The organism is Mycolicibacterium madagascariense (assembly GCF_010729665.1).
GTDB lineage: Bacteria > Actinomycetota > Actinomycetes > Mycobacteriales > Mycobacteriaceae > Mycobacterium > Mycobacterium madagascariense.
The window spans coordinates 111,740-136,319 of the sequence record NZ_AP022610.1 but is presented as its reverse complement, the minus strand read 5'-3'; the positions used below and the strand labels follow the sequence as shown (position 1 = coordinate 136,319).

The 24,580-nt window shown below is 66.0% G+C and carries 24 protein-coding genes; 9 read left to right on the top strand and 15 right to left on the bottom strand.

From position 1 onward, the window contains the following. Positions 1-190 precede the first annotated feature (190 nt). Positions 191-1,126, top strand: a complete 936-nt coding sequence (locus G6N60_RS00660; RefSeq protein WP_163743236.1) for a DUF1214 domain-containing protein — start codon at positions 191-193, stop codon at positions 1,124-1,126. A gap of 8 nt (positions 1,127-1,134) precedes the next feature. Continuing rightward, a complete protein-coding gene (locus tag G6N60_RS00655; RefSeq protein WP_163731041.1) occupies positions 1,135-2,463 on the top strand; it encodes a DUF1254 domain-containing protein in 1,329 nt (442 codons plus the stop codon). Between the two features lie 73 nt (positions 2,464-2,536). Here the strand turns inward: G6N60_RS00655 and G6N60_RS00650 are convergent, their stop codons facing one another. Together G6N60_RS00650 and G6N60_RS00645 are read right to left on the bottom strand one after the other, a co-directional pair. Beyond that, positions 2,537-3,457 (bottom strand): NAD-dependent epimerase/dehydratase family protein, encoded by a 921-nt coding sequence (locus G6N60_RS00650; RefSeq protein WP_163731038.1) that lies wholly within the window; start codon positions 3,455-3,457, stop codon positions 2,537-2,539. 10 nt (positions 3,458-3,467) lie between these two features. Next, a complete protein-coding gene (locus G6N60_RS00645; protein ID WP_179969620.1) occupies positions 3,468-4,388 on the bottom strand; it encodes an acetoacetate decarboxylase family protein in 921 nt (306 codons plus the stop codon). A gap of 162 nt (positions 4,389-4,550) precedes the next feature. On the opposite strand from G6N60_RS00645, the gene G6N60_RS00640 reads away from it, so the two are divergent. From G6N60_RS00640 to G6N60_RS00630, 3 genes are all read left to right on the top strand, one after another. Further along, on the top strand, positions 4,551-5,132 hold the full coding sequence (locus tag G6N60_RS00640) for a TetR/AcrR family transcriptional regulator (RefSeq protein WP_163731035.1): 582 nt from the start codon (positions 4,551-4,553) through the stop codon (positions 5,130-5,132). A gap of 116 nt (positions 5,133-5,248) precedes the next feature. Continuing rightward, positions 5,249-6,217, top strand: a complete 969-nt coding sequence (locus G6N60_RS00635) for an alpha/beta hydrolase (protein WP_163731032.1) — start codon at positions 5,249-5,251, stop codon at positions 6,215-6,217. A gap of 33 nt (positions 6,218-6,250) precedes the next feature. Beyond that, on the top strand, positions 6,251-6,937 hold the full coding sequence (locus G6N60_RS00630) for a type 1 glutamine amidotransferase domain-containing protein (RefSeq protein ID WP_163731028.1): 687 nt from the start codon (positions 6,251-6,253) through the stop codon (positions 6,935-6,937). A gap of 12 nt (positions 6,938-6,949) precedes the next feature. On the opposite strand, the gene G6N60_RS00625 is transcribed toward G6N60_RS00630, so the two are convergent. From G6N60_RS00625 to G6N60_RS00590, 8 genes are all read right to left on the bottom strand, one after another. Continuing rightward, positions 6,950-8,050 (bottom strand): CaiB/BaiF CoA transferase family protein, encoded by a 1,101-nt coding sequence (locus tag G6N60_RS00625; protein ID WP_281355609.1) that lies wholly within the window; start codon positions 8,048-8,050, stop codon positions 6,950-6,952. Between the two features lie 10 nt (positions 8,051-8,060). After that, a complete protein-coding gene (locus tag G6N60_RS00620; RefSeq protein ID WP_163731021.1) occupies positions 8,061-9,209 on the bottom strand; it encodes an acyl-CoA dehydrogenase family protein in 1,149 nt (382 codons plus the stop codon). A gap of 118 nt (positions 9,210-9,327) precedes the next feature. Continuing rightward, positions 9,328-10,971, bottom strand: coding sequence for an AMP-binding protein (locus G6N60_RS00615; protein WP_163731019.1), 1,644 nt, complete (start codon positions 10,969-10,971; stop codon positions 9,328-9,330). Positions 10,972-10,992: 21 nt separating this feature from the next. Further along, positions 10,993-11,856, bottom strand: coding sequence for an alpha/beta fold hydrolase (locus tag G6N60_RS00610; RefSeq protein WP_163731015.1), 864 nt, complete (start codon positions 11,854-11,856; stop codon positions 10,993-10,995). Between the two features lie 9 nt (positions 11,857-11,865). Beyond that, positions 11,866-12,744 (bottom strand): SDR family oxidoreductase, encoded by an 879-nt coding sequence (locus G6N60_RS00605; RefSeq protein WP_163743231.1) that lies wholly within the window; start codon positions 12,742-12,744, stop codon positions 11,866-11,868. A gap of 30 nt (positions 12,745-12,774) precedes the next feature. Next, positions 12,775-13,209 (bottom strand): type II toxin-antitoxin system Rv0910 family toxin, encoded by a 435-nt coding sequence (locus G6N60_RS00600; protein WP_163731012.1) that lies wholly within the window; start codon positions 13,207-13,209, stop codon positions 12,775-12,777. Positions 13,210-13,245: 36 nt separating this feature from the next. After that, a complete protein-coding gene (locus G6N60_RS00595; protein ID WP_163731009.1) occupies positions 13,246-14,442 on the bottom strand; it encodes a lipid-transfer protein in 1,197 nt (398 codons plus the stop codon). Positions 14,443-14,463: 21 nt separating this feature from the next. Further along, complete coding sequence (locus G6N60_RS00590; protein ID WP_163731006.1) at positions 14,464-15,327, bottom strand: MaoC/PaaZ C-terminal domain-containing protein; 864 nt, start codon at positions 15,325-15,327, stop codon at positions 14,464-14,466. 153 nt (positions 15,328-15,480) lie between these two features. Here G6N60_RS00590 and G6N60_RS00585 point away from each other — a divergent pair, with 153 nt between their 5' ends. Both G6N60_RS00585 and G6N60_RS00580 read left to right on the top strand, forming a co-directional pair. Further along, positions 15,481-16,512 (top strand): AraC family transcriptional regulator, encoded by a 1,032-nt coding sequence (locus G6N60_RS00585; protein WP_163731002.1) that lies wholly within the window; start codon positions 15,481-15,483, stop codon positions 16,510-16,512. 161 nt (positions 16,513-16,673) lie between these two features. Further along, positions 16,674-16,889 carry a hypothetical protein gene (locus G6N60_RS00580; protein ID WP_163730998.1) on the top strand — a complete coding sequence of 72 codons (216 nt, stop codon included), beginning with the start codon at positions 16,674-16,676 and terminating at the stop codon, positions 16,887-16,889. Positions 16,890-17,129: 240 nt separating this feature from the next. Here G6N60_RS00580 and G6N60_RS00575 read toward each other — a convergent pair whose 3' ends face one another. Then, the gene (locus G6N60_RS00575; RefSeq protein WP_163730995.1) at positions 17,130-17,582 is read right to left on the bottom strand and encodes a hypothetical protein; all 453 of its coding nucleotides are present in this window, start codon (positions 17,580-17,582) and stop codon (positions 17,130-17,132) included. A gap of 874 nt (positions 17,583-18,456) precedes the next feature. Next, positions 18,457-19,470, bottom strand: coding sequence for a helix-turn-helix transcriptional regulator (locus tag G6N60_RS00570; protein ID WP_163730992.1), 1,014 nt, complete (start codon positions 19,468-19,470; stop codon positions 18,457-18,459). A gap of 63 nt (positions 19,471-19,533) precedes the next feature. Here G6N60_RS00570 and G6N60_RS00565 point away from each other — a divergent pair, with 63 nt between their 5' ends. Next, positions 19,534-19,974 carry a VOC family protein gene (locus tag G6N60_RS00565; protein WP_163730990.1) on the top strand — a complete coding sequence of 147 codons (441 nt, stop codon included), beginning with the start codon at positions 19,534-19,536 and terminating at the stop codon, positions 19,972-19,974. Between the two features lie 720 nt (positions 19,975-20,694). Continuing rightward, a complete protein-coding gene (locus tag G6N60_RS00560; RefSeq protein ID WP_163730987.1) occupies positions 20,695-21,648 on the top strand; it encodes an SPFH domain-containing protein in 954 nt (317 codons plus the stop codon). Between the two features lie 156 nt (positions 21,649-21,804). On the opposite strand, the gene G6N60_RS00555 is transcribed toward G6N60_RS00560, so the two are convergent. From G6N60_RS00555 to G6N60_RS00545, 3 genes are read right to left on the bottom strand one after another with little or no spacing between them, the layout of a single operon-like run. After that, positions 21,805-22,704 carry a PDR/VanB family oxidoreductase gene (locus tag G6N60_RS00555; protein WP_246240146.1) on the bottom strand — a complete coding sequence of 300 codons (900 nt, stop codon included), beginning with the start codon at positions 22,702-22,704 and terminating at the stop codon, positions 21,805-21,807. Between the two features lie 59 nt (positions 22,705-22,763). After that, on the bottom strand, positions 22,764-23,792 hold the full coding sequence (locus tag G6N60_RS00550; protein ID WP_163730980.1) for a Rieske 2Fe-2S domain-containing protein: 1,029 nt from the start codon (positions 23,790-23,792) through the stop codon (positions 22,764-22,766). A gap of 22 nt (positions 23,793-23,814) precedes the next feature. Continuing rightward, a complete protein-coding gene (locus G6N60_RS00545; RefSeq protein WP_163730977.1) occupies positions 23,815-24,579 on the bottom strand; it encodes an SDR family NAD(P)-dependent oxidoreductase in 765 nt (254 codons plus the stop codon). Between the last annotated feature and the right edge of the window lies 1 nt (position 24,580).

The window sequence follows — 24,580 nt, the reverse complement described above, 5'->3', positions numbered from 1 at the left end:
CGGCTACGTTGAGCGGATGGGTCGGCAACTGCTGGGCATGATCGGCGTGGCGGTCGTGCTGCTGTGTGCCGGATGCGGTTCGGATCAGCAGGCACCCGCTTCGTCGTCCAGCGGCTCCCCCTCGGGCAGTCCCACGTCGTCTACGGCGGTCTCCGAGCCACCGCGGACCACCCCCGATGGGCTGCTCTTGGTGTCGCCGGACAATTTCGTGCGCGCCGAAAGCGACATGGAGATGGCCAACGTGGTCCGGGAGAACGGTTTCGGTCAGTTCTTCCACAACCGCGACGTCACCCCGATCGACAAGCAGCTGGTAGTGCGGGCCAACCGCGACACTCTCTATTCCGCGGCGGTATTCGACGTGGCGGCCGCCCCGGTCACGATCACGATGCCCGATCCCGGGCAGCGATTCATGTCGATGCAAGTCATCACCGAAGACCAGTACGTTCCCGCCGTCTTCTACGGCAAGGGCGAGCACACCCTGACCCAGCACGACGTCGGCACCCGATACGTCATCGCCGTCATCCGCACCCTGGCCAATCCGAACGATCCCACCGACCTGGCCACCGCCCGCGCCCTACAGAACGCCATCGGCGTCAAGCAGGATGGCAAGGGCACCTTCGAAATTCCACGCTGGGATCCCCTGAGTCAGAAGACGGTTCGTGACGCCCTTCTCACGTTGGCGGCGACACTGCCCGACACCAAGGGCATGTTCGGCACCCCCACCGATACCGATCCGGTGCGCCACCTGATCGGCACGGCCTCTGCCTGGGGTGGCAACCCGCCCCGCGATGCGATCTACCTCGACGTCACACCGGCCCGCAACGATGGCGCCACCGTCTACCGCCTCACCGCCAAGGACGTTCCCGTCCAGGCGTTCTGGTCGATCAGCGTCTACGACAAAGACGGTTACTTCACCCCGAACTCGCTCAATGCGTACTCGCTCAACGACATCACCGCCGCCAAGAACCCCGACGGCTCGATCACCGTGCAGTTCGGCGGCTGCACACCCACCGTGGCGAACTGTCTGCCCGTCACACCAGGCTGGAACTACATGGTGCGGCTATACCGTCCCCAGGCCGCCATCCTCGACGGAAAGTGGACCTTCCCCGATGCCCAGCCGGCCTAGACTCCACCATGACCGCAGCTGAGCAGGCCCGCGAGATCGCCAAGGAGGCCTACGTCTACGGCTTCCCCCTGGTCGACGACTACCGGATCCAATACTCGTACTTCATCGACACCGCGGACCCCGAATACAAGGGGCCGTTCAACCAAGTTCACAACACCGCCCGCGTGTACACCCCGGCCGACACCGCGGTACAAACCCCCAACTCCGACACCCCGTATTCACAGCTCGGGGCGGACCTGCGCGCCGAGCCGCTGGTGCTGACGGTGCCGCCGGTCGACGCTGGCCGCTACTACAGCCTGCAATTCATCGATGCCTACACCTACAACGTCGACTACGTCGGCACCCGCACCACCGGTAACACCGGCGGCACCTACCTGCTGGCCGGACCCAACTGGACCGGCGAGACTCCGGCTGGGATCGACAAGGTCATCCGCTCCGACACCGACTTCATGGTGGTCTTCTATCGCACCCAGCTGCTGGGGCCCGACGACCTGAGCGCCGTCGAGACCATCCAGAACGGCTACACCGCACAACCACTGTCGGCCTACCTCCACCAACCCGCGCCGCCACCACCACCCCACATCGACTTTCCCGTACCGCCGAACACCACGCAGGAGGCGACGTCGCTGAACTTCTTCACGACGCTGTCGTTCGTCCTGCACCACGCGCCGACCCTGCCCGCCGACCGAGGCATCCGCGAACGGATGGCCAGCATCGGCATCACGGGTGACACCCTCTTCCGACCCGAGGCGCTCGATTCGCCACTGCGCCAAGCGTTTCAGGACGGCATGGCCGACGCTCGAGCCGAGCTGAGCACCTTCGTGCAGACCAAGCTCGACACCGGCGAGGTCACCTCCGCCGACCTGTTCGGCAGTCCAGCCGAGATGGGCACCAACTACCTGTACCGGATGGCCGGCGCAGCGCTGGGCATCTACGGCAACACCAAGACCGAGGCGGTCTATCCCGGCTTCGTCACCGACGACACCGGCGCACCACTGCTCGGCACCAACGCATACGCCTACCGCTTCGCCCCCGCGCAGCTGCCGCCGGTCAACGCATTCTGGTCACTGACGATGTACGACGCCACCACCAGCTTGCTGGTCGCCAACCCCATCGACCGCTACCTGATCAATTCGCCGATGCTGCCCGACCTGGTGCAGGATCCCGACGGCGGCCACACCCTGCACCTGCAACACACCGCACCCGCGCAGAACGTGCAGGCCAACTGGCTCCCCACCCCCGCGGGCGCATTCCGCATCATTCTGCGTCTCTACTGGCCCAAACCCGAAGTGCTCGACGGGCGATGGGTTGCCCCCAAACCGCACCGTGTCGCCTAGCTGAGACGATTACTCCCCGCTCGTCGGTAGTCGCCCATAGACCTCGTCGGTGACGGGCTCGAAGTGGATCGCGTCAGGCTCCGAGGATCGCGGCGATTCCCTCGCGGTACGTCGTGACGGTGTATTCGGGGAATCGGGCGGCGAACTTACTCGAGTCGAAGACGTTGTCGTCGCGGTAGCGCGGGAGCAGCTCGCTGGCCTCCTCGACCGCGGCGTTGAACCACCCGCCGATCATGAATGCGATCTCGGGGACCGTCGTGTACCGGATGCGGCGCCCAGTGACGTCCGAGCAGATGTCGATCATCTGCGCATAGGTGAGCCGTGCGGGATCGATTGGTAGATGCCAGGTTTGGCCGAAGGCATCGGGGGTGTTGCCAATCAGACCCATGCCGCGGCTGGCGTCTGGGGTCCAGATCAGGGTTCTCTTGGTGTCGGCGCTGACCGGGATCATCGGTCGCTTGTTCTGCCTGATCCGGTCGAAGACCGCTGAGTTCGTCAGGCTCTGGGTCTTGCCGGGGCCGTAGAACTCCGGAGCCCGGCAGATGGCGGCTTCGATGGTGCCAGCACGCATTTCATCGAGCAGCATGTTCGCGATTCGTGCGCGCACGGTTGCCTTGCGACCGACGGGCTCGAAGGGGGTGTCCTCGACCTGCGGTGCGGAAGTCCGCGGATACATGTAGGTGTTGTCGAAGAAGACGAGCTTCGTGCCGTGTTTCTGGCAGGCGGCAATGGTGTTGGCCATCATCACCGGGAATTGCTTCTCCCACAGTGTCGAGTCCAGCGGCAACCCGACGGTCAGGTAGGCCACGTCGCTGCCGGCGACGGCCGCGGCGGTGGCGTCGGCGTCCATCAGGTTGGCCGGGAACGGCTGATCGGTGTCGTGCACTTTGGCCGGGTGGCGGCTCACTAGGCGGATGTCCTCGGCGACGTCGTCGTGGAGGTAATGGGCCAGCTCCTGGGCGATTTGGCCGTTGGCTCCCAAGATGGTCTGCATCAGTCGCTTCTCACTTCGCCGGGAACGAGACGGGCACGGGAATGTGCAGGGCGTTCTGGCATTCGGTGACGACGTCCAAGCGCAGTGCCCTGATGGGCCTGAGCGAGCGCACGTCGTCGCTCAACCGCCCGGAGCCCAGTGTCAGAGATGCGAGTCCGGGCAGCAGCTTGCTGCCTTCGGCAAGGACGTTGGTCTGGCTCAGGGTGGCGTTCCAGCCGCCGTTGAATTCGGTGTAGGAGGTCAGCGTCGACACTCGGGTGCCGCTGGGGACCTGCTTCTGCTTCGGGGTGGCGACGTCTATCGCGATGTCGGTGCCACCTTCGTCGTTCGCGACCGTCGCGGTGGTTCGCCGCTGGTCGATGTCGACGTCGATCTCGGTGACCCACTTGGGAAAGCCGTAGCCGTCGTGCCCACGGATGTGGGCGATCTCGGTGTTCACGGGCAGCGACAGGACGTAGGCGTGCATCGAGTCATTGCCCAGCGAGGCGAGCAGGTCCGCAGCGCCGAGCCTGCCGTGACGCGCGGGGCGGACTGCGATTCCGACGGTGGCTTCGGTGTAGAAGTCGATGTCGCACACGTCATATCGAAAGAACACCACCGAGAACAGCCCGACGCCAGGGACGATCTGCAACGGGTCCAACCCGCCGGGCAGACGGGACCGCAGCGCGGCGATCGGCGCGAGATAGGTGAGCTGCGCCTTGGACATCGCGTAGTAGAAGTTCGGCGTCCGCGTCGGGCCGATCGCCGATTGCACCTGCGTCTTGGGCAGTGCCCGAAAGAAGTCGACGCCCCGCACGCGCGGGTCGGCGGCGACGGTAGCCAGATCGGTGTCCATGCGGTAACGGTCATACAACCCGCCCTTGGGGACGGCGACAGCGCGGCCGCCCAGGTCGACCTCCACCGTCTCCGCAATCATCGGGTTCGTGTCCATCACCGCTCCTCGTTCCAATGTGTGCATTGCTTACATATCACGGTAGAGACTAGTGTAAGCACTGTCAACATCGATGCGCGGTGACGCGGCGCACCTTGGGGGAGATCGCCCGACGCCGTGCGCCATGCTTGAGTCGGACGAGTCAGGAGGACCCGCATAGCCATGACGGCGACCACTAAGACCAGCTATCACCACGGTGACCTGCGCGCCGCGCTGTTGAGCACGGCGATGACGATGCTGGAACGCGGTGAGCCGTTTTCGATTCGCGCCGTGGCGCGCGAGGCTGGCGTCTCTCCCACCGCTCCGTACCGCCACTTTCCCGATCGCGAAGCCCTGGAGTCCGCGTTGGCTGCCCGTGGGTTGCGCGATCTGAAGGCCGACCTCTCCCGAGACCGCGCGTTGCCGAACACGATTGACGAGCTGGCCGACCTCGGCGTCGGCTACGTCGAGTTCGCGCTGCGGCGACCCGCACTGTTCCGGCTGATGTTCGGCAATGAGTGCGACCACGCGAGCGAGGAACGGGTGCAGGCGGCCGCCGCGGTCCACGAGTTGCTGGCAGAGGCCATCACGCGTGTCTTCCCCCACTCCGATCCCCTGGACCTCGCCCTCGGCGGCTGGGGGCTGGTGCACGGGCTCGCGTACCTCTACTTGGACCGCAAGCTGACCGGTCCATCGATCGAAGACGTTGCGGCACAAGTCCGTTCGTCCTTCATCGCCGTGCTGACCGCCCAGCGTTCCGGGTAGTCGCGGCGAACGTGGTCGTTGACTCTGCGCCGAGGCCGCGCTAGCGTCGATGTAAGCGGTGCGCACATTGGACGCCCTGCCTCGTCCCGACAGCTGCAGAACTTGGAGATCCCACCATGCCCGACCTGCCGCCGCCGATTGCCCCCTACCTCGAGCCCGAGGCCAGGGAACTGTCCGAGCAGACCGATCCGCACCCGCGGATCTACGAGGTGCCGCCCGAGAAGGGTCGCGAGATCCTCGCCGACCTGCAGAGCGGCGAGGGCGTCGAACGCCCCGAGGTCGACGAGGAATGGGTCGAGGTGGATGCCGGCCAATGGGGCTCCGTGCGCACCCGCATCATCCGGCCCAAGGGTGTTCGGGGTCCGCTGCCGGTGGTGTTCTACATCCACGGCGCCGGCTGGGTCTTCGGGGACGAGCACACCCACGACAGACTCTTCCGCGAACTCGTCGTCGGCGCCGGTGCCGCCGGGGTGTTTCCGGTGTACGACCGCGCACCCGAGAAGCGCTATCCCACCCAGGTCGAGCAGAACTATGCCGTCGGTGAGTGGGTCGTCGAGCACGGCTCCGACCACGGACTGGACACCACGCGCATCGCGGTCGTCGGCGAATCCGTCGGCGGCTGCATGTCCGCCGTGTTCGCCCTGATGAACAAGGACCGCGGCGGTATCGACCTCAAGGCCCAGGTGCTGCTCTACCCCGTCACCAACGCCGATTTCGCCACCCCGTCGTACCTCCAGTTCGCCGAGGGCTACTACCTCACCCGCGATGGCATGACATGGTTCTGGGACGCCTACACCCCCGACGAGACCACGCGTGCAGAGAAGTACGCCTCACCGCTGCAGGCCACACTCTACGACCTCGAGGGCCTGCCCACCACGCTGGTGATCACCGACGAGGCCGACGTGCTGCGCGACGAGGGCGAGCAGTACGCCAACAAGCTCCGCGAAGCCGGCGTCGACGTGACCTCCGTGCGCGTCGCCGGGATGGTCCACGACTTCCTCCTACTGGATAGCCTACGAAACACCAAGGCCGCCAACGTCGCCCGCGGATTGGCGATCGACGCACTGCGGAAAGCACTGCACTAGAGACGACCTCACACGCACCAAGGACGACGACGAATGACGAAGCGAATCCTCAACGTAGTGACCAACGTCGCCCACTACGACGACCCCAACCACCCAACCGGCCTCTGGCTCTCCGAGCTCACGCACGCCTGGCACGTCTTCGACGAGCACGGTTTCGAGCAGACCCTCGTCAGCCCCGCCGGCGGCAAGGTGCCACTGGAACCCAGGTCGCTCAAGTTCCCCAACTACGACAAGACCGCCAAGGCGTGGCGCGCCGACCCCGCCAAGATGGCGCTGCTGCAGAACACCAAGAGCCCCGACGACGTCGACTCGGCCGACTACGACGCCGTCTTCTTCACCGGCGGCCACGCCGTCATGTACGACTTCCCCAATAGCCATGGCCTGCAACGCATCACCCGGGCGATCTACGAGCGCGGCGACGTCGTCGCCTCGGTGTGTCACGGCTACTGCGGCCTACTCGACACCACGCTGTCCGACGGCTCCTACCTCATCGCGGGCAAGAAGATGACGGGCTTCGCCTGGCAGGAAGAAGTCCTCGCCCGCGTCGACAAGCTCGTCCCCTACAACGCCGAGGAGCGGGCGAAGGAACGCGGCGCCCGCTACGAGAAGGGCAAAATCCCATTCCTGTCCTACACCGTCGTCGACGGCAACCTCGTCACCGGGCAGAACCCCGGCTCGGCGAAGGAGACTGCCAAGAAGGTCGCGGCGCTCCTCCACTGACGCCGAGGACTCTCACGATCGGCAGACGCCCCACCGCTGCAGGAGGTCCGACACGGCGTCGCTCCCGGTGGCCAGGGGCTGCGGAACGGGCGCGGGCGTGCGACTGAACCGAGGCGCTGGGGCGGGCTGACGCAGACCGTCGACGTCGATGAACGCGTCTCGAGATCGATGGTGGGCGTGCTCATGTGCTTCCCATGGCGACAAGACCGGGGAGACGCAGGCATCGGAATTGGCGAACACCTCGGCCCACTCGTCGCGGCTGCGTTCGAGGAACGTGTCGGCGATCAATGCCTTCAGCTCGGGCCACCCGGTGCGGTCCAACTGGAAGGGCAGCGCGTCTCCATCGATGCCGAGCAGCGTCAACATCTCTTTGTAGAAGGGTAATTCGACGCAACCGACGGCGACGTACCGACCGTCGGCGCACTCGTAGGTGTCGTAGAACGGCGCAGCACCGTCGAGGGTGTTCTCCCCGCGCGGCTCGTTCCACAAACCTTGAGCGTGCATGCCGTGCATGAACGCCGTGTAGAGGGCGGCGCCGTCCACCATCGCCGCGTCCACGACTTGGCCCCGTCCGGACGTCGACCGCTCGTGCAGGGCAGCCACGACGCCCAGCGCCAGCAGCATGCCACCGCCGGCGAAGTCTGCGACGACGTTGGCCGGCGGCACGGGGGCCTGCCCCGATCGACCGACGAGATCCAACACGCCGGCCACCGCGATGTAGTTGATGTCGTGGCCCGCGGTCGACGCCAGAGGCCCCGACTGTCCCCAGCCCGTCAGTCGGCCGTAGATCAGGCCGGGGTTGCCGCGGGCCAGGTCTTCTGGACCCAACCCGAGCCGCTCGGCGACACCGGGCCGGAAGCCCTCGACGAAGACGTCTGCAGCCGAACAGATCTCGAGCAGCCTGGCGTGATCCTCGGGATCCTTGAGGTCCATGGCCACGGCATGCTTGCCGCGGTCGAGGGGACCCGGCGGCGGCACGATGCCGCCGGATCCGGGTGTCCGGCGGTCGATGCGCAACACCTCGGCACCCAGATCGGCGAGCACCATGCACCCGAACGGCGCGGGGGCCAAGCCCGCGAGCTCGACGACCTTGACCCCCCGCAATGGTCCCACCGCCGTCAACTCAGAGACTCTTGGCGATGATCGTCTTCATGATCTCGTTGGTCCCGCCATACACCTTTTGCACCCTGGCATCGGCGTAGAGCCGGGCGATGGGGTACTCCTCCATGTAGCCGTAGCCGCCGAACAGCTGCACGCAACGGTCGACCACCTGGCACTGCTGCTCGGTGAGCCACCACTTGGCCTTGGCGGCGGTCGGGATGTCGAGCGCCGCGTCGAGGTGTCGCACGATGCAGTCGTCGAGGAACGTCCACGCGATCGTCTTGACCGTGTCGCACTCGGCGAGGACGAACTGTGTGTTCTGAAATCCCAACAGCGGCTTGCCGAATGCCTTCCGTTCCCGGGTGTAGGCCAGGGTGAGGTCGACGGTCTTCTCGATCGCCGCCGCGGCCGCGATCGCCAGGAACAGGCGCTCCTGCGGCAGCTGCAGCATCAGCTGCAGAAAGCCTTGGCCCTCGTGGTCGCCGATGAGGTTGAAAGCCGGCACCCGGACGTCGTCGAAGAACAGCTCGCACGTGTCCTGCCCATGTTGGCCGATCTTCGCGAGATTGCGGCCGCGCCGGAAGCCGTCGCGGGTGGATTCCACCGCGATGAGCGACACTCCCTCGGCGCCGCGAGCAGTGGGGTCGGTCTTCGCGGCGACGACCACCAGGTCGGCCAGCATCCCGTTGGAGATGAACGTCTTCGCCCCGTTGATCACGTAGTCGTCGCCGTCCCTGACCGCGGAGGTCGTGATCGACTGCAGGTCCGAGCCCGTGCCCGGCTCCGTCATGGCGATGGCGGTGATGATGTCGCCCGTGGCCATCGGCGGAAGCCACCGCTGCTTCTGCTCCTCGGTGCCGTAGGCGTTGAGGTAGTGCGCGACGATCCCGCTGTGCAGCATCCCGCCGAAACTGGGCGCCATGGCGCGGACCTGTTCGATCGAGACGACCGCGTCGTGGGCGAAGGTGCCACCCCCGCCGCCGTACTCCTCGGGCAGACTCATGCACAAGAGGCCCAGTTCACCTGCGCGACGCCATATCTCACGATCGACAAGCTGCTGGGCACACCACCGCGGCTCGTGCGGGGCGCACTCCTTCTCGAAGAACGCCCGCGCCAGATCGGCGAGCGCATCCAGATCCTTGTCCATCCACGCAGCACGGTGACCAGTCATGGCGCACCCCTTTCCTCATTCGCTTTACGTCGGTGATTCGACGCTATGGGCTCGACACCCGTCCGGCGATGACCGTCGGTGCCAAACTCTTGACCGAAACGATTGGCGCGCCGTCGATTCAGTCGGGTGATCGTGGCGTGGACCTCGTTTCGTCGCTGGCCGTGGTGCCCTCGTCGAGCCGGCCCTTGAGGACCTTGCCGGTGGGGTTGCGCGGCAGCGCAGGGAGGAAGCGAACGTCGCGGGGCACCTTGAAGCGCGCCAATTCGGCCTTCACGTAGTCCTTGACCTGTTGTTCGTTCAGTTCCGCGCCCTCGCGGACGACGACGAAGCACCGCAGTCGCTGGCCGTAGTGCTCGTCGTGGACGCCCACGGCGGCGGCTTCCAGGATGTCGGGGTGCGCGGCAAGGGTCTCCTCCACTTCACCGGGGAAGACGTTCTCGCCACCGGAGACGATCATGTCGTCGTCGCGTCCGTCGATGAAGAGTCTGCCGGCGCGGTCGAAGTGTCCGACGTCGCCGCTCGCCATCAATCCGGCAATCGTGTCCTTGCTCCCGCCGCCGGTGTAGCCCTCGAATCGAACGGCGTTGGCCACGAAGATGCGGCCCGTCACCCCGGGTGGCACCTCGGTGCCGGTGTCGTCGAAGATCTTCACGCGCGTGCCATGGACGACCCGTCCGACGCACCCTGGCTCGTTGGCGAGATCCTCCGGGGTGGCGATGGTGGCGTAGGCGACCTCGGTGGACCCATAGAGGTTGTAGAGCACCGGACCCAGTGCGGCAGTGGCGCTCTGGCAGAGCGACGCTCCGAGTTGAGAACCCGCGACGAAGACGACCCTGGGCGACGTCGAACCGCCGCCGGCGGCTGGGAGCGATTCGACGAGACGTCGCAGCATCACCGGGACCACGATCCACGCCGTCGTCCCGTGCTTCCTCACACCGTCGAGGGTGGCCTGCGGGTCGAATCGACGTCGAAGCACCAGCGTCGAGCCCAGTGCCACGGCGAGCACGGCGTGCGCGAAACCCAGCGCGTGGAACATCGGCACACAGCACTCGGTCACCTCACCGGCGCGCAGCGGCACCTTGTCCAACAGGCCGCCGATCGGAATCAAGGAGCGCGGTTCGGTTCTGTTGGCTCCCTTGGGCGTTCCAGTGGTACCACTGGTCAGGATGACGATCTTGGGCAAGCTTCCGCTGGGCGGTGGCGGGGTGGGGTCTGCGTCGGCAACGGCAGCCAGGCTGAAGTCGGTCACAGCGGTGTCGGTCCACGCCGTCCAGAGACCATGACGAGGCTCGAGTCCCGCGACCGCGGCGGTGTATTCCTCGTCGTACACGACGAGATCAGCGCCTTCCCTGCCGACGACGGCCCGCACCTGGGTGGCGCCGAAGTCGGTGTTGAGCAGGATGATTCGTGCCCCGCACTTGGCGCCGGCGAAGACCGCCTGCAGGAAGCCGCGATGATTGCGGACCAGGATGGCCACGCCGTCACCGGCCTGCAGACCCTGCTGGCGCCACCGGTTGCCGACCGCGTTGGACGAGGCGTCGAGTTCTGCGAAACTCATGGTGCCCAGTTCGTCGATGATCGCAGTCCGGTCGGGATGGCGGATCGCCGCGATGCGCACCGTCGCGCCGAGTGCGCCGTAGGATCTGTACGCCGCCACGCACGCCGCGACGCGACGGGGTTCGAGAGGTTCCACCAGCCCACTGCGGATCATCGGACCCGCCGCCCACAGTTCCTCGCAGACCCTGGACACGAGCTGAGTCATGGGGTGCACGAACACGTTCTCCTAGGCCGTACCGGCGCGTCGTGGGGTGGCGGTGGCGGCGAGTTCGATGGCCAAGGCTGCTACCCGTTCCGGTGCATCGAGTTGAGGGCAGTGCCCGCTACGCTCGAGCACCACGAGGCGGCTGCCGGGGATCATGCGGTGCAGCCGGCGGGCGGCGTCGACGGACACCAGCAGATCACGCCGGCCGTGGAGAACCACGGTGGCACAATCGATTCCGTCGAATGGTCCATGGGCGTTCACCTCCCCTACCGTCCGCCGAGCCACGGCGATCAACCGCTGCGCGTCGCGCCGGGTGCGAATGCCCTTGGCGAAGCTGTCGATCGTCTCCGGATCTGCTGAGCGCCAACGTCCGTAGAGCACGATGCGGGCGACCAGGGTGACCCCCGCGCGTCGCACCATCGGTGGAACGGGTAGAGCCACCAACGGTGTCAGGAGGAGGAGGTTCTGCACGATCACCGCCCGCACCAGTGGTGTCCAACCGGTCCCGGCGGCGTCGATGGCGACGACGCCGCGGATCGGTAGTCCCTTGACGGTGGCAGCCGCCCGCACCGTGAGCAATCCCCCCAGCGAGTTGCCGACGAGCACGACGGCCGACGTGGCGCCGTGCTGGGCCACGACAGCCTCGACGAACTCGTCCCACTGCGGCAGCAGCGGGCCCCAACGAGTCGAGTCGGCCGCACCGAATCCGACGAGGTCCACCGCGACGGCCGTCCTCCCCGCGCGCTCGAGCAGGGTCAGGACGGGTCGCCAGCAGTCGGCCGAGTCGGCGAACCCGTGCAGCAGCACGATCGTGGGTCCTGCACCGCTGACGGACAACTCGCGGGTTTCTACACCGGCGTAGATGGCGCGTCGTTGCACGATCATCGGTGGCGGCTAGCCCCAGTGCCCGAGCAACGCCGGCAATTCGTCGACGTCCCACGGCCCGTCGGTCTCGACTGTGTCGGCGAACGTCCAACCCTGCAGCAGCGAGATCGCTCCGCCCTGCACGGCCAGCACCTTGCCGTTCAGTGGGCACCCCGGCGTCGCCAGGAACGCCACCACCGGCGAGATGTTCTCCGGCGCAAAGGCATCGAACTCTCCCTCGGGAACCTCTTCGGCGAAGATGGCTCCCATCCCGGGGGTGGCCAGAGTCAGGCGGGTGCGTGCGACCGGTGCGATGGCGTTGACCCGGACGCCGTAGCGTTCCAGTTCGGCGGCGGCCACCAGCGTCAGCGCCGCGATCCCCGCCTTCGCGGCGCCGTAGTTGGCCTGCCCGGGCAACACGGAGAACGTCCCCGACGCCGACGCGGTGTTGACGACGGCGGCGGTGGGTTGTCTGCCCGCCTTCGACTCCTCCTTCCAAAACGCGCCTGCGTGGTGCAGCAGGTTGAAGTGACCCTTGAGATGCACGTCGACGACGAGGTCCCACTGGGATTCGTCGAGCCCGGCGATGAAGCCGTCTCGGAGGATCCCGGCATTGTTGACCACGACGTCCAGGCCGCCGAACTCCGAGACGGCCTGGTCGACGAGCTTCTTCGCACTCTCCCAGTCCGACACGCTGTCGGTGTTGACGACTGCCCGCCCGCCGGCTGCCACGATCTCGTCGACCACGCCTTGCGCGGGGCCGGCGTCGGCGCCCTCCCCGGAATTGCTTCCGCCGAGATCGTTGACGACGACCGCGACACCCCGACTGGCCAACAGCAGCGCGTGCGAACGGCCGATTCCGCGGCCGGCACCGGTGACGATGGCGACCCGATTCTCCAATGAACCCATCATGATGGTGTCCTCCCTTGTCTTGGGTGGTCAGCTGACGAGGGCGGCCAACTTGGTCAGGGAGGCGTCGAGTTCCTTCTTCGAGGCGCGTTCGATGGCCTTGCCGATGGCGCCCACCATCATCGCGGAGATGAATTCGGCATCCAGCGTGCACACCGAGGAGGCGTCACCGTGCGGCTGCACCGACAGCGTCAGAGCGACTTTCGCCCCGGCCATGCCCTCGCCGGAGATCGTGAGCGAGTGCGGCGCGTCGTAGGCGTCGGTGGTGAAGTTGATCGTGTTGGCCATCCCCATGATGGTGAGTACCTCGGTCATCTGAGCGCCCTCGGACAGTTGGGTGGGCGGTTCGCCCTTCCAACTGGTGTGCAGCGTGTTCCACTCCGCGTACCGACTGGGATCGGCGATGATCGCCCAGACCTTGTCCGGGGTGGCGTCGATGTCCTTCGACGTGGTGGTCTTGGCCATGAGTCTCTCCTTGGTTTCGTGAAATGGGTAGTGCGGTCAGGCGGGTGCGCGGTAGGCGGTGACGACGGCACTGCCACCGAGACCGATGTTGTGTTGCAGCGCCACGGTGGCGCCTTCGACCTGGCGGGCATCGGCCAATCCGCGCAGCTGCCAGGACAATTCGGCGCACTGCGCCAGACCGGTCGCTCCGAGCGGGTGTCCCTTGGAGATCAGCCCGCCCGAGGGGTTGACGACCCATCGGCCGCCGTAGGTGGTGTCGCCGGCCTCGATCAGCTCGTGGCCCCGACCTTCCCCGCACAGGTCGAGTGCTTCATAGGTGAGCACCTCGTTGGGGGCGAAACAGTCGTGCAGTTCGATGACGTCGACGTCGTCGGGGGTGATGTCGGCCTGCTCGTAGACCCGTCGGGCGGCTCGCCGGGTCATGTCCGCGCCGACGAGGGTGATGACGCTGCCGGACTCGAAGGTGCCCGGCGTATCGGAAACCACTGCCTGGCCGATGATTTCGACGGCCGTGGCGCCAAGGTCGTGCTGGTCGACGAAGCGCTCGCTGGCCAGGATCGCCGCCCCTGATCCATCGGAGGTGGGCGAGCACATCGGCCGGGTCAGACCCGCGGCTTCGTAGACCATCTTGGAGTTCTTGATCTCATCCAGGGTGTAGCTGTCCTGGAATTGCGCGTAGGGGTTGTTCAGCGAGTGTCGATGATTCTTCTCAGCGACCTGCGCGAAGTGATCGGGCTTCGAGCCGTACCGATCGTTGTGCTCCAAGCCGGCGGCCCCGAACATCCACGGTGCGGGCGGGAACCAAATGTCTCGCAGTTCCGCCATCGCCTGCAGATGATCCTGCATGGGGTTCTCGCGGTCGTTCCAGGTCGAGCCGAGTGAGCCCGGCGCCATCTTCTCGAAGCCGATGGCCAGCGTGCAGTCAGCCAGCCCACCGCGAATCGCGTTGGCCGCCAGGAAGAGTGCACTCGAGCCGGTGGAACAATTGCTGTTGACGTTGAACACCGGGATCGCGGTAAGGCCGAGACCGTAGACGGCCCGATGCCCCGAGCAGGACTCGCCGTAGCAGTACCCGGCGTAGGCCTGCTCGATCTGGTCGTAGGCGATGCCGGCCTCGGCGAGCGCCCTGGTGCCCGCCTCCAGCGCCATGTCGGGGTAGTCCCATCCCTCGCGACGGCCGGGCTTCTCGAACTTCGTCATACCGTTGCCGATGACGAAGACCTTGTCAGTCATGGTGTTTCCTCTTCTCAGGGGCTAGCCGAACTCGGCGAGACCGTCGGTCAGGACGTACTTGTCGGACCGCTCGTCACCGGTGGTCTCGAAGACATGGGTGCGGTGACCGTCGACGGTCGGGTTCCAGATGTTGGTGACGATCGACTCCCCGGGGCGTCCGGGTGAGCTCATCCGCACCGCCAGACGTTTGAGTGCCCCCGGATCGTCGGGGCTGATCGTGGTGATCAGCGCATGGGACACGAACGCGATGGTGCACAGGCCGTGAATGATGATGCCCGGCAACCCCATCTGTCGGGCGAAGTCGTCATCGAGGTGAATCGGCATGGGGTCCATCGCCGGCTCGGCATATCGGAACGTCTGGTCGTCGTCGAAACGTTGGGCCACGACGTGATCCGGCTCCCGGGACCGGCAGTCCTCGGGGAAGGCGTGCTCGGGGCTGGCTGCGCCCACGGTGCCCGAGAACTGGCCACCACGGAAGAAACCGATGAAGAATTGCTCGTTGACCAGATCCCCGCGATCGCTGCGCGTCTCCATCAAAGTCGTGACCACCACCCCGGAGTTCTTCCCGGTGACACCGATGGGCCTGGCCCGCACGGTCAGGACCTCGCCCGGCTCGATCTGACGATGGAAGCGAAAGTCATGCTCGCCGTGCAATATTCGCAGCATTAGATCATCTGGCACGACCGACATGGTGGCCTCGGCCATCGTCGCCATCGCGGGTACTACGGCGAACACCGGCGGGGCGAACGTGCCGTCGAGATGCACGGCGATCGGATCATTCGTCGCCTGGGCGTAGGCGATGGTCTGGGCGCGTTCGACCTTGAACTCGACCTCCTCGCCCCAGTGGCCCAGGCGCGCCAGGTCATAACCCTCGTTGTCTGCCATGGTCTCGACGGTAGGTGCCCTCGTCGACGCAAGACATGACCCGCTCACCCAACGTCTTGACTCAAACGCTCGTGCGGATCGGCCGCCGGAGTTGGCTTGACAGGCGGTCTACTGTCCGCAGTGGGTGTGCGGGCGCTTGTCGAGGAGGTGTCGGTGGTCGCAGAGGCCGAGGTCAGCCACACCATCCCATTCCAACGGGTGCAGGCATTCGTCGGGCTCGCCGAGCGCCGAGGCTGGGATCTGGAAGCGTTACTGGGTGCCGCGGGCATACCGGCATCACTGCTGGGCGAGCACCGTGCGCGGCTAACCGGGGGGCAGGTCACGGCGCTGCTCGGGGCGCTGTCACGGGCCACCGGTGACGAGCTCCTGGGTTTGGGTCTGGCACCCGTTCCGCCAGGCACACTGCGAATGCTGCTCTCGGCCATCATGTTTGGCACCAACGATCTGAGCACGGCGGTACGCCGGCTCAACCAGTTCGAGAATGCGGTGCCGGGCGTACCCCGACTGCGACTCTCCATCGACGGGGACGCCGCCGTCGTCGACGTCGACATCACCGACAAGGTCGACCCCCTCGACTTCGCCGTCGAAGCATTGCTCGCCACCCTGCACCGGACCCTCGGGTGGCTCATCGGGCGCCGCATCGAACTGGTCGAGGTCTGGCTTCCGCACGAAGATCGTCGTCACATGCGTGATTACGACGTGATCTTCGATGCGCCCGTCGTCTTCGCCGCCCCCAACCCCGCCTTGGTGTTCCCTGCAGACACGGTGTCGACCAAACTGTTGCGCAGGCCCGACGAGTTGGAGCAGTTCTGGCGTCACGCACCGGCGATACTGCTCGCGCGTAGCCACTACGGGACGTCGACGTCCGACGCCGTGCGGCGGATATTGGACGAGGTCGACTACGGCATACGCCTGGGAGCCGACGAAGTCGCCGCGCGTCTGGCAATGAGCCCGCAGACGATGCGCCGACGCCTGCGCATGGAGAACACGTCGCTCAGCGACATCCGTGATGCGTTGCTGCGCGACGTCTCGATCGCGAGCCTGGTGCAGGGCGAGGAAACGATGGCGGCGCTCTCCCGGCGGCTGGGCTTCTCCGAACCCAGCGCCTTCACGCGTGCCTTCAGCCGTTGGACCGGTCAACCGCCCCGGGCGTACCGCGTCAAGGACACGCCAAAGCTGTTGTGAGAGAAGTGGTTGCGAGCCGCGAGCATCGACCCGGGCCGCCAGCTCATGCCGTCACGGCGAGAGCATCGTCGAGAGGTCTCGCGCCCGTCTCGGAATGACGTGGTGTATTGCGCCACCGCGACCTCTATCGTGAGGCCACCTTGGCGCGTAAGTTGCCGCCTATGAGCCTGAAGAAGTTGCTCGACCTCTGCGTCGTCGCCGCCGGGGTCTACCTGATCGCCATCGGCCTGTTCGATATGCACCCAGAGTTTCCGCGGTGGGGGTGGATCGTGCTGGGCTGCGTCCTTCTGTTGTCGAAGGGCATTCAGTTCTATCTGGCGGTCTTGGTGAGACGTCGCCGCGAATCCGCGTCGGGGGGCACGCCACGACGTCGGTGATCTTCCGCGTCACCGACGCGAAAGGCTGATGCAGGCGAGAGATTCAGCGTCACCTCGACCTCGAGTCGGCTGCGCGACAGCTCGACGGGGGAGGTGTCGGATCCTTGGGTGTGGTCGGGCGGAAACGACGTCGCCGTAACACGTTCTACCTGAAGCTCATCGACCCTCCGCGCGACGGTCATCCTCGCGGTCAGGCCGGCCGACCACCTTCGTGAAATGATCGCCCCGACCGTAGCGCCCCTAGTGCGGGACGCCGTTAGTGGTTCGAATGACGTTGAACTGCGGCGGATTCGTCGTGGTTGGGGGTGCTGAACTCGTACTCGGCGGCGCCGAGCTCGTCGGCGTCGCGGTCGGGACGTATTGCTTGGTGGGCGGAGGGGTGTAGGTCGTCGGCGCCTTGGTGATGGTCGTCGATGGACGGGTCGGCGGCGCCGGCGGCGGGCTGGCGGGAGCGCTTGGGGCGGGCGGCGGCGGCGGGGGTGGTGCCGACGTGGCCGTCGCCGGCGTCGACGTGGTGGTCGCAGGAGCCGGCTGCGGATTCGATGGCGCCGGCGCGGCCCCACCGCCCGCGAGCTTGACGATCCCCACGACGATCAGCAGTGTGACGCCGATGGCCGTACCGATCGCGAGGATCTTGCCGCTATCGGTGTCGAACCATCCTGTACCGCCCGAGCCCGGCTCGCTGTTTGCCATGACGTAGTTCATCCTCCCGACGGGTTTCGGGACATTAAAACGCCAACCGTCGCTCGCGGCTCGCGCTGACAGTATTTCGGCAGCTCGCGAGCAGCTTTCTGAAAGCGACCGCACCTTTCAACGGCCGGCGTCGCTCCAGCTAGGAAAAGGCCCCGGGGGCCGATGGTGGTTGCCGGTTCTGGCGTGCACGCACGACGAACGACGCCCGAAAGCGGGGCCGTGATCGCGCAACCCTACCTGCGGCCTCCATCTCTTCGAGCGCAGTCTGATTCGGCGGCACCTCGAGTTTCTGGTCGACTGCCAAACAGGTATCGAGCCCCCGCCGGCGGTCATCCGCGGGGTCGGCGAGTTCATCAACTCGGTTGGCCCGCAACAGAACACCGCGGCATCACCTCGCCAGTCACCGGCCGGCAGTTTGTTCCTTCATCTAGGTCGTCGATTAGCCGCGGTGAAAAATCGGTTGATGGAGTGTGCGGCCGTCGCGTTGACTGAGGCGTATGAACGAGGGGGAAAGACAACGTTTGGCGGCAATCCTGACCGAGCATTCAACGATCACGGGCGATGTTGCGTACGGTTGGGATACCGTGCGCACCAATGCAATTGCTTCGTTGTGGGGGCGTACGTCAGCAATGGGGATCGTCGGCGCTCCGACATGGGTCCTGCGAGCCGAGGTCTCTCGCTGAGGCACGATGTCACGGGTGTGGGCTGCTTGTCGGAGCCGCGTCAACGTAGCCGATGGGACGCACCGATCCCGTCGGCCGAGCACGGTCATCGTTGCGGCACCCGCCTCGTCGGGGTCGAAGAGCCCACACGATCGACGCTCTGGCACGACACGGGCGCACTCAGGAACCGTCTTGCCACAGGTGTGGGTCGATCACGTGCCCGGTTCTGGCTGAGACGCCGCGATGAGATGCTGACCCAACGCAAATACTCTGTCCCGCAACGCTTGCGGGTGTTCGATGACGAATGGGCGGTCGAGGGCGGCTAGCCTGCCCGCGACCCATTCGAGGCGTTCAGCGTGCAGGAACACCCGCACCCATCCCTCCCCGTGGTCAGTGGCGGGTATTGGCGTCACCGAGGCCAGCATCTCCGGAATCAGAGTCCGCACGTGCGCGACGTCGGCGCGGATGCGCACCGACACGGGGTATCGGTGCGGTGTCGCTTCGAGCGGGCCGCGGAGTTGATTCGTCGGGTCGGCGCTTGCTGGCCTCGTGAAGGTGCCCTCGAGCAGCCGCAGATCAGCGATTCGGTCGACGCGGAACGTCCGCGCCGCCTGGCGCGTCCGGTCGAATCCGGTGAGATAGAGCAACCCGCGGTGGGAGACCACACCGTGCGGCTCGACGATGCATTCCCGAATGCGCCTTTGCCGCGAGGTGTACCCGAAGGCGACCGGGCGTCGACCCCGCACCGCTCCGGCCAATTCGAGCAGCGTGTGCGCCTCGGCGCCGGCGTCGTCACCGCCGCCCGTAACCTGCGCGTCCTCGCCACCGGTGGGGAGGAAGTCCAGGGTGTCGACCACGGCATCGATGCGTCGGGCCAGCGCCGTGGGTAGCACCCGGCGGACTTTGGCCGTCGCCGTCTGGACTGCCAGCGTCGATGCCGGTCCAGACCCCGATTGGCCCGTCAAGAGCAGTCCCCAGATGACGGCGAGGGCTTCCTCATCGCCCAGCATCAGCGGTGGCAGGCGCGAATGGCGAGCCAACCGGTACCCGCCGTAGGGCCCGCGTACCGACTCCACCCCGATGTCGAGCTCGCGAAGGTGGTCGACATAGCGGCGCACGGTGCGCTCGTCGACGGCCAACCGCTGCGCCAAGTCGGCGACGGTGCGCGTCCCACCGCCCTGGAGCAACTCCAAGAGCGTCAACACCCGTGCAGTTGGCCGCCCCATGTCGAAAATCTAGACCTGGGTACCGGACAGAAATTGGCCGGTATCGCGATTACCGTTCGCGGCATGGCCACGACCAACACCATTCGGCTCGCTTCCGTCCGCGTGATCACCCACGATGTCCCCCGCGCGGTGGCCTTCTACGAGGTGCTCACCGGGGCAACGCCCAACTATTTGACCGCAGACTTCGTGGAGCTGGTGACGCCCTCGGCGACACTCGCCGTCAGCCATGCCAGCCGGGTTCCGCTCATCGCCGGCGACACCCCAGGCGAAAGCGCCAATGACACATCCATCGTCGAATTCTGGGTCGATGACGCCGAGGCCTTGTTCGCCACTTTGCACGCGACGTATGGCGATGAGCTCGACGTCGTACAAGCCCCCACCATGATGGCGTGGGGCAATGTGTCGATTCTGATCCGCGACCCCGACGGGCTACTCATCAACCTCTACACGCCGGCGACGCCCGAAGCGCAGCAGCTGCAGCAGAACCGGACCCCCAAGCTGTAGTCGCCAACACGCTGGCCAGCGACGTCGAGGTTGCTGACCTGGATCGTCAGATCCCGGGTTGCGACTTTCGACGCTTTCGCTCGGCGCGTTGATACTTCACCAACGCGACCAGCGCCTTGGGATTGCGGGCGAACGCACGTCCTGCCTGAACTCCCATCTTGATCTTCTGGCCGAATGTCGGTTCCTGCTCAGACCCCACGCTGCCACCCTTCCTGGAGTTGCTCGTCGCCCCGAACCATAGCGGAGCCCTCAGAGGGTCGATGCCAGCGCCGGGCGGATGCCGCCGACGCACCGCATGGGCAGGCAGCAGCCATGATCAGGTCCACGGTCGTGGCGTGCGAGGTCGTCGTGTGATCCTTCGGAGTGACGGTTCAGGCGGTCAAGCCGCGGGGCGTCGAGGTCGACGACGTCGATGTGTCCACCCTTGTCGGCGGGCGCGTCAATCCCTTGGGCGTGTCTCCGGTTGCAGCCCAGGGGGTTTCGCACAAGACGAGAAGCGGTTGCGGTGCCCAGGCGGCACCGCGGTCGACGAAGACGTTTGTCCGTTCACCCAACCGGGTCCGACCAAGGTGACGACGAGTCGACGATCTCAGACGGGTCGCCCAGGCGGTGCATCGATTTCGTGGAGGTCCGCTCCTGCTGGCCTCGTTCACTGCGAGAATGACCGGACCGCAACAGCTAGGGTCTCGACCCATAGCGCGAAGAACTTAGGAGCAGCGCATGTTCATGACGATTAGTCTCGCCGTCCTAGTCATCGCTACCGCCGCTTGCATCGTCTTCTGGCGCATTACTCCGAAGACGGTCATGCGTGGCAATGACCCACGTCCAGAGCCAAATTGGCGAAAGCCTGGCGCCCTAGCCATCGCGAGCGCCTTGGCATTCATCACCGTCGTAACGTTCGTCTTGTCTTCCTTCGTCGTCGTATCCACTCGAAACGTCGGCATTGTCACCACTTTCGGCAAGCCAGTCGGCACCATCCCCAACGGGCTGCACTTCACCTGGCCTTGGCAGTCAGTGACCGAGATGGACGGGTCCATCCAGATCGATCAGCACAAAGACGATGACGGCGGTGACGGACACGGAAACTCCATCGTCGTCCGCCTGGGAAACAACTCCAACGCGTGGGCGGACACATCGGTGCGTTGGGAGATCAAACTCGATGCCGCCGACGATCTCTTCCTGCAGTACAAGACCTTCGACAACGTTCGCGCCAACCTGATCACTCGTAACTTGCAGGTTGCCCTGAATGAAGTGTTCGCCACCTACAACCCGTTGGCGACGATCGCAGTTGGCACTCCCGCCCCCGCGGCGCCAACTACGTCGGAGTCGCAACTCCCAACGCTGGCTACGCGTGCCACCGACATCATGCAGGCGAAGGTCGGGGACCAGGTCAGGGTGTTCGAGGTGCAGATTCCGACCATCGCATTCGACAACGAAACACAGGCCAAGATTGATCAGCTGAACCAGCAGCGGGCTGCTACGGCAGTCGCGATTGAGTCTCAGCGAACCGCGTCCGAGCAGGCCAAGGCGAATGACAACATCGCTGCCTCGCTGCAAGACCCCAACGTCCTCGTGAGCAAGTGCCTAGACGTGGTGAAGGAAAAGGGCGGCTCGCCACTGGGGTGCTGGCCAAACTCGACGAGTGCGCCCATCCTCACCGTGCCCAAGCCCTAGCAGGGCCGAGGCCACACCACCAAGGAGAGCGTCGAGGCGATTCAGGCGCCGCTGCCCGGGTTGATTCGATTGTCCTTCGGCTGCCGGGCGTGGACCCGCAGTCACTTCCGGGCCTCTGCAGGTCAGTTCGCCTCGTGGCCGACTCGGGCGGCTGCCCTAGAGGTCGAGCACGAGCCGGGGACTGGCGGCACGGGACACGCAGATCATCATGGAGGTGTTCTGCCGTCGTTCTTCTGCGGTGAGCAGATCGTCGCGATGGTCGACCCTGCCGGCGAGGACCTTCGTCTCGCAGGTCCCGCACATCCCCATTTCGCACGACGACGGAGCGGCGACGCCGGCGGCCCTAATCGCTTCGAGCACAGGTACATTCGGCGTCACCTCGACCTCTAGCCCGCTGCGGGACAGCTCGACGAGGAAGGTCGCGGACCCCTCGTCGTGGACGGGCGGAATCGAGGTCGCCGTGAACCGTTCCAGGTGCAGTTCGTCGAGCCGCCCCGCGGTGCTCATCTTCGCGGTCAGCGCGTCCATCAGGCCGGCCGGTCCGCAACAGAACACCGCAGCACCACCCGAGGCCGTCATCACCGCACCGAGATCCGGTCGGCCATCGACGTCCTCGGCGATGAACCGCACTCGGTCGGCGTTCAATGCCTGAACTTCGTCGACGAAGGAGAAGTGCCGTGCGCTGCGCGCGCAGTACACCAGATCCCACTCCCTCCCCTCGCGTTCGACCGCGTGGATCATCGGCAGCAGCGGGGTGATTCCGATGCCACCGGCGAGGAACAGGTAACGTTCCGCGTCGACCAAGGTGAACGCGTTGCGTGGCCGACCGGTTTCGACGACCACTCCCGGCCGAAGCTCGCGGTGGGCCTCGACGGAACCGCCTCGCCCCGAGGGTATTTCGAGAACGGCGATGCGGTAGCGATTGGTATTGGCCGGATCGCCGCACAGCGAGTACTGCCGCGTGATGCCCGACGGCAGGTGGAGGTCGAGGTGCGCGCCCGCAGACCAGTCGGGCAGATCGGTGCTGTCGACGGCGCCCAGCTCGTAGGAGGTCACGCCCTCGGATTGGTAGCGAGTACTGATGACCCGCAACCGGAGTCTGGATTGATCAGGCGTCACGGCCGCCGCGTTTCGACTCGACCCATCAGCTCGTGGAAGCACCGACGGTAATTGAGCGTGAACTTGTCCGACGGCACCGAGAATTCCTGAACTTCGTTGTCCCACGGTATCTCCCGCGGATCGAGATTCTCGACGATCGGCACGTCTTCGAGATAGACCATCTCCTCCAGGCGCAGACACTCCTGCAGGCTTTCTCCGCGATAGCCGACCTCGTTGGCGACCCCCCAGAAGATCGTCACGTGCTCGTAGCTGATCGGCGAGGGGAAGCCTGCCACGATGCGTCGTCCGAGCTTTTCGTAGTCGTAGGTGATCGACGCCAATCCGGGGGCCACGCAGTGGTAGCGCATCATGCAGTTGCCGTCATTGGCCCATTCCCCGCTGCCCGCGTCCAAGGGCCGGTCCATCCAGGTGTCGAGGCCGTCGCGATGGACGTCCAGAGGCTCCACCACCTCCGGGCTCGGACCCATCGACACCACGTGCACGAAGGGGAAGTGCGCCACGTCGCGGAAGTTCTCGATCGTCACCCCGACACCGACCGGAGAATCGATCGGATCGGCGGCCAGCCACTGGAAGTCCACACCCCGCCACTCGGGCAGGTCGTACATATCGGTGATCGGATCTTCGAGCACCGTCCAGACATGGCCGTACTTCTCGACGGCCGGATAGGTGGTCAGGTGAGCCTTCGGCGGGATCTTGGACTGGTCGGCGAGCGACGGAACCCGAGCGCACGCTCCGGTGGAGCTGTCGAACTCCCAGCCGTGGTACGGGCAGCCGATCGACTCCTCGTGCACCCGTCCGATCGAGAGATCACCACCCCGGTGCGGACAGCGCCGCGATTGAACCGCGACGACACCGGAACGGTTGCGGTACACGACGAGTTTCACGCCAAGCAGGGTCGCCTGCTGCGGTGTGTCGAGATCTGCGATGCGGGCGACGGGGAACCAGGACCGTCGCATGGCGGCCTCGGCGAGTTCGCGCTTGCTTGCCGGTGCCGCGGACGTCGGTGCGGTCAGGGTCGAAGTCATCAGGAGAAACCTTTCGCGTTGATCAGATGCCGACGATGAGTGCGCCGCCGTTGACCGGAATCGTCTGGCCGGTAATGAATCCCGCGCCATCCGAGGCGAGAAACGCTACGGTGGCGGCGATCTCGTTCGGTTCGGCGACCCGCCCCAGTGGGACGGCGGCCACTTCGGTGGCGTAGTAGTGATCGGGGATCATGCGGGTGTGGACCGCGCCGGGAGCGATCGCGTTGACCAGGATCCGGTCGGCCACGAGTTCCTGAGCCAGGGCCTTCATCAAGCCGAGCTGAGCGGCCTTGGACACCATGTAGCCGTAGGAATGCCCGTCGGGAACTTGGCCCCATTGCGAGGAGATGAAGATGACCCGGGGCGCGTGGCTGCGACGCAGATGGGGCACCGCCGCCCCGGTGATGTCGAATGGGGCCAGGACGTTGACGTCGAGGTAGGGCTGTAGGTCGATCGACGTGGTGTCGGCGAGGGTCGTGAAGTCGTGCACGATGCCCGCGTTGTGCACGACCACGTCGAGGCGATCCCACTCACTCGTCACCGCGTCGAGGAGACGCTCGGACGCCTCCGGCGCGGTGATGTCCCCGGCCACGGTGACGACCTCGGCGCCGAGATCTTCTCGCAATCCCTTTGCCACGGAGTCGAGTTCGCCTTGGTCGAGGTCGGCGAGGACGAGGTGGGCGCCAAGGGTGGCCAGAGTGCGGGCATGTGCGGCGCCCATGCCGCGGGCGGCCCCGGTGATGAGGGCGACCCGCCCGTCGAGGCGGTGGCTCAGAGTCTGGCTCATC